Annotated in this window: 3 protein-coding genes; 1 reads left to right on the forward strand and 2 read right to left on the reverse strand. The window is 72.7% G+C overall.

The features are described from left to right. The coding region (locus ACFV6I_RS34815; RefSeq protein ID WP_380429851.1) for a DEAD/DEAH box helicase at nucleotides 1-1,538 on the reverse strand (1,538 nt) is incomplete at its 3' end. Between the two features lie 55 nt (nucleotides 1,539-1,593). Continuing rightward, nucleotides 1,594-2,448 carry a class I SAM-dependent methyltransferase gene (locus tag ACFV6I_RS34820; RefSeq protein ID WP_380337935.1) on the reverse strand — a complete coding sequence of 285 codons (855 nt, stop codon included), beginning with the start codon at nucleotides 2,446-2,448 and terminating at the stop codon, nucleotides 1,594-1,596. A gap of 414 nt (nucleotides 2,449-2,862) precedes the next feature. Here ACFV6I_RS34820 and rpsA point away from each other — a divergent pair, with 414 nt between their 5' ends. Next, nucleotides 2,863-4,353, forward strand: coding sequence for a 30S ribosomal protein S1 (rpsA, locus tag ACFV6I_RS34825; protein WP_063347134.1), 1,491 nt, complete (start codon nucleotides 2,863-2,865; stop codon nucleotides 4,351-4,353). Nucleotides 4,354-4,498 lie beyond the last annotated feature (145 nt).

The following is a 4,498-nucleotide window of genomic DNA, read 5'->3' on the forward strand; positions in this document are numbered from 1 at the left end:
GGGGGGGGCGGGGGGGGGGGCGGGCCGGGGCGGCGCGCGTGGGGGGTGCTGATCCTCGCGCCCGGCGGGCGGGATTTTGGGTGGGTGGTGGCTGTGCCCCCCCGCCAGACCGCGCCGAGGTCGTCGCCGAGGGCGCGCGGCGGTTCCTCGGAGAGCAGGGCGACGACCTCGGCCGCTCGACGGGCGCCGACGGCAGGGGCCCCGTCGACGAGCGCGCGGCCCAGCCGGGGGTGCAGCCCGGTGCGGGCCAGGCGGACGCCGCGCTGGGTGGCCCGGCCGTCGGTGTCGACGGCGCCGAGGGCCTGGAGGGTCTGCCGGGCGGCGGCCATCGCCCCGGTGGGCGGGGCGTCGGGCAGGGCGAGGCCGGTGGCGTCCGGGTCGCCCCAGCAGGCGGCCTGGAGAGCGAACGTGGTGAGGTCGGCGAGGGCGATCTCGGGGGTGGGGAAGCGGGCGGCGAGGGCGTCCTCGGCCTCGTTCCAGCAGCGGTAGACGGTGCCGGGGGCTTCGCGCCCGGCACGGCCGGCGCGCTGGCGGGCGGCGGCGAGGGAGGCGCGGACGGTGACCAGGCCGGCGAGGCCCCGGGCGTGGTCGGTGCGCGGTTCGCGGGCGAGCCCGGCGTCGACGACGACGCGCACGCCGGGCACGGGGAGCGTGGACTCGGCGACGGCGGTGGCGAGCACGACGCGGCGGCCGTCCGAGGGGGTGAGGGCGGCGTCCTGGACGGCCTGCGGGGCGCGGCCGTGGAGTTGCAGGACGTCCGCCGCCACCGTGGACAGCTGTCCGGCGACACGGCTGATCTCGCCGACGCCGGGCAGGAAGCAGAGCACGTCGCCCTCCTGTTCGGCGAGGGCCCGCCGGACGGTGGCGGCGACGTGGTCGAGCAGCGCCGGGTCGACCCGGGTGCCGTGGGCGGGCCGGACGGCGCGCGGCGGCGGCGCCCACACCGTCTCGACCGGGTGGGAGACCCCGTGCGCCTCCACCACCGGCGCGCCGCCGAGGAGTTCGGCCCAGGCCTCGGTGTCGGAGGTGGCCGAGGCGCAGACCAGCCGCAGTTCGGGCCGCAGTGCCGCCCGGACGTCGAGGAGGAACGCGAGCGCGGTGTCGGCGTCCAGGTGCCGTTCGTGGCACTCGTCGAGGACGACCACGTCGACGCCGGGCAACTCCTGGTCGCGCTGGAGCCGTTGCAGCAGCACGCCGGTGGTGACCACCTCGACCACCGTCTCCGGGCCGACGCGACGGTCCCCGCGCACGGTGTAGCCGACCCGCCCGCCGACGGCCTCGCCCAGCAGCCAGGCCATCCGCCGGGCGGCGGCCCGGACGGCGAGCCGGCGCGGTTCGGCGACCAGCACGCGGAGCGTCGGACGCCCGGGATCGAGCAGCCCGGCCAGCGCGAGCGGCACCAGGGTCGTCTTGCCGGTGCCGGGCGGGGCGGCGAGGACGGCGGTGCCGGGCCCGTCCAGCGCGTCGTGCAGGGCGGGCAGGGCGCTGCGGACGGGCAGTCCGCGCCAGGCGGGGTTCAGCGAGCCGGGGTTCGGCAAGGCGTCAGCCCCATTCGGCGAGGCGGGGTTCAGCGAGCCGGGGTTCGGCAAGGCGTCAGCCCCGTTCGGCGACGAAGATCGCGGTGCCGGGGATCAGCCGCCCGCGCAGCGGGGACCAGCCGCCCCACTCCTGCTCCAGGCCGGCCGGCCACTCGGGCTCGACCAGGTCGGTCAACCGGAAGCCGGCGCCGACGAGTTCGCGGACCCGGTCGCCGATGGTGCGGTGGTGTTCGACGTAGCTGGCGCGCCCCTGCTCGTCCTCCTCGACGTAGGGGGTGCGGTCGAAGTAGGAGGAGGCGGCGGTGAGGCCCTCGACGCCGGGCTCGTCGGGGAAGGCCCAGCGGATCGGGTGGGTGACGGAGAACACCCAGCGGCCGCCGGGGCGCAGTACCCGGTGCACCTCGCGCATCAGGGCGGAGGTGTCGGCGCTGAACGGGACGGCGCCGTAGGCGGAGCAGGCGAGGTCGAAGGAGGCGTCGGCGAAGGGCAGGACGGCGGCGTCGGCCTGGACGACGGCGACGGGGGTGGCGCCGCGGCCGAGGTCGATCCGGCGGGAGTGCTGGAGTTGGCGGTGGGAGATGTCCAGGGCGACGGGGCGGGCACCGCGGCCGGCCAGCCAGCGCGAGCACTGGGCGGCGCCGGCGCCGATCTCCAGCACGTCCTTGTCCGCGACCTCGCCGAGCAGGTGGGCGTCGGCCTCGTCGAGGCCTTCGGGGCACCAGGTGAAGCGGTCGTCGCCGAGGAACTCCCCGTGCTCGTCCTGGTACTCGTCGGCGTTGCGGTCCCACCAGTGCCGGCTGGCCCGGCTGCTCTCCCCGGTGCCGGCCGCGCGCCGTACCGCGTCGTCGCCGTCGCCGTCAAGATCATGCAGGTCGGACTGGGGGGTGGTGGCCACGGTGATAATGCCCATCGCGTAGGGTGTGGAGTGCGGAAGCGCCGCTGCCGAGACCGGGCCCGTCAAGGACCCGATCCTGGCGGTGGCATCCGGGGAAGGGCCCCCTTCGGGCGCCACCGCAAGGTGCGCAATCGGAGGATATGGCCTGATCCATACCGGGCTCCACCGTCTTGCCGCTCTTGGCGTTGACCGTGCCTGGCCGTCCCCGTATGCTACAAGTTGCGCTGCGGGCCTGCGCGCCTCAGACGGAGCAGGTCGCGCTCGCATCTGTCGAAGACCCCACGGTCGCAAGACGGACGCCGGATTTCTCGCTGTGCGGGAATGCCGGTGCGCCGTGTTCTTGGCTGTCCGGCTTTCGGTGGGAGCGATACGGGCCCTCCGCGTGGCATTACCTACGACTTTCATGTCCGTACCGGAGCCCTTTTCCTAATGACGAGCCCCACCGACTCCTCCCTCAGCACCACCCCGCAGGTCGCGGTCAACGACATCGGCGACGCCGAGGCGTTCCTCGCCGCCATCGACGAGACCATCAAGTACTTCAACGATGGCGACATCGTCGAGGGCGTCATCGTGAAGGTCGACCGTGACGAGGTCCTCCTCGACATCGGTTACAAGACCGAGGGCGTCATCCCGTCCCGCGAGCTCTCGATCAAGCACGACGTCGACCCGCACGAGGTCGTCGCCGTCGGTGACAACATCGAGGCCCTGGTTCTCCAGAAGGAGGACAAGGAGGGTCGTCTCATCCTGTCCAAGAAGCGCGCTCAGTACGAGCGTGCCTGGGGCACGATCGAGAAGATCAAGGAAGAGGACGGCATCGTCACCGGTACCGTCATCGAGGTCGTCAAGGGTGGTCTCATCCTCGACATCGGCCTCCGTGGCTTCCTGCCGGCCTCGCTCGTCGAGATGCGCCGCGTCCGCGACCTCCAGCCCTACGTGGGCAAGGAGCTCGAGGCCAAGATCATCGAGCTGGACAAGAACCGCAACAACGTGGTCCTGTCCCGCCGTGCCTGGCTGGAGCAGACCCAGAGCGAGGTCCGCCAGACCTTCCTCACCACCCTGCAGAAGGGCCAGGTGCGCTCCGGCGTCGTCTCCTCGATCGTCAACTTCGGTGCCTTCGTGGACCTGGGTGGCGTCGACGGCCTGGTGCACGTCTCCGAGCTCTCCTGGAAGCACATCGACCACCCGTCCGAGGTTGTCGAGGTCGGCCAGGAGGTCACCGTCGAGGTTCTCGACGTTGACATGGACCGCGAGCGCGTCTCCCTGTCGCTGAAGGCGACCCAGGAGGACCCGTGGCAGCAGTTCGCCCGTACCCACCAGATCGGCCAGGTCGTTCCGGGTAAGGTCACCAAGCTGGTTCCGTTCGGTGCGTTCGTCCGCGTGGACGAGGGCATCGAGGGTCTGGTCCACATCTCCGAGCTGGCCGAGCGCCACGTGGAGATCCCGGAGCAGGTCGTCCAGGTCGGCGACGAGATCTTCGTCAAGGTCATCGACATCGACCTCGAGCGTCGTCGCATCAGCCTGTCGCTCAAGCAGGCCAACGAGGCGCTGGGTGCCAACCCGGCCGAGGTCGAGTTCGACCCGACCCTGTACGGCATGGCTGCCTCGTACGACGACCAGGGCAACTACATCTACCCGGAGGGCTTCGACCCCGAGGCGAACGACTGGCTGGCCGGCTTCGAGAAGCAGCGTGAGGAGTGGGAGCGCCAGTACGCCGAGGCGCAGTCCCGCTTCGAGCAGCACCAGGCCCAGGTCATCAAGAGCCGTGAGGCCGACGCCGAGGCCGCTGCCGAGGGTGGCGACGCTGTCGCCGCCGCTGCCGGTGGCTCCTACTCGTCCAGCAGCGACGAGGGCTCCGGCGCTCTCGCCTCGGACGAGGCCCTGGCGGCCCTGCGCGAGAAGCTGGCGGGTGGCCAGAGCTGAAGCTCTGACCCGCTGCCAGTGCCTGGCGCATAGCTGAACGGTGGGGGGCCCCCCCCGCCCAACACGAGGGGGGGCGGGGCTAGTGTAGCCGGGTTGAGGGGGGGGGTGTGGGGGGGGGGGTGGGGTGGTGGGGGAGGGTGTTTGT

Source organism: Kitasatospora sp. NPDC059803 (genome assembly GCF_042732255.1).
Taxonomy (GTDB): Bacteria; Actinomycetota; Actinomycetes; order Streptomycetales; family Streptomycetaceae; genus Kitasatospora.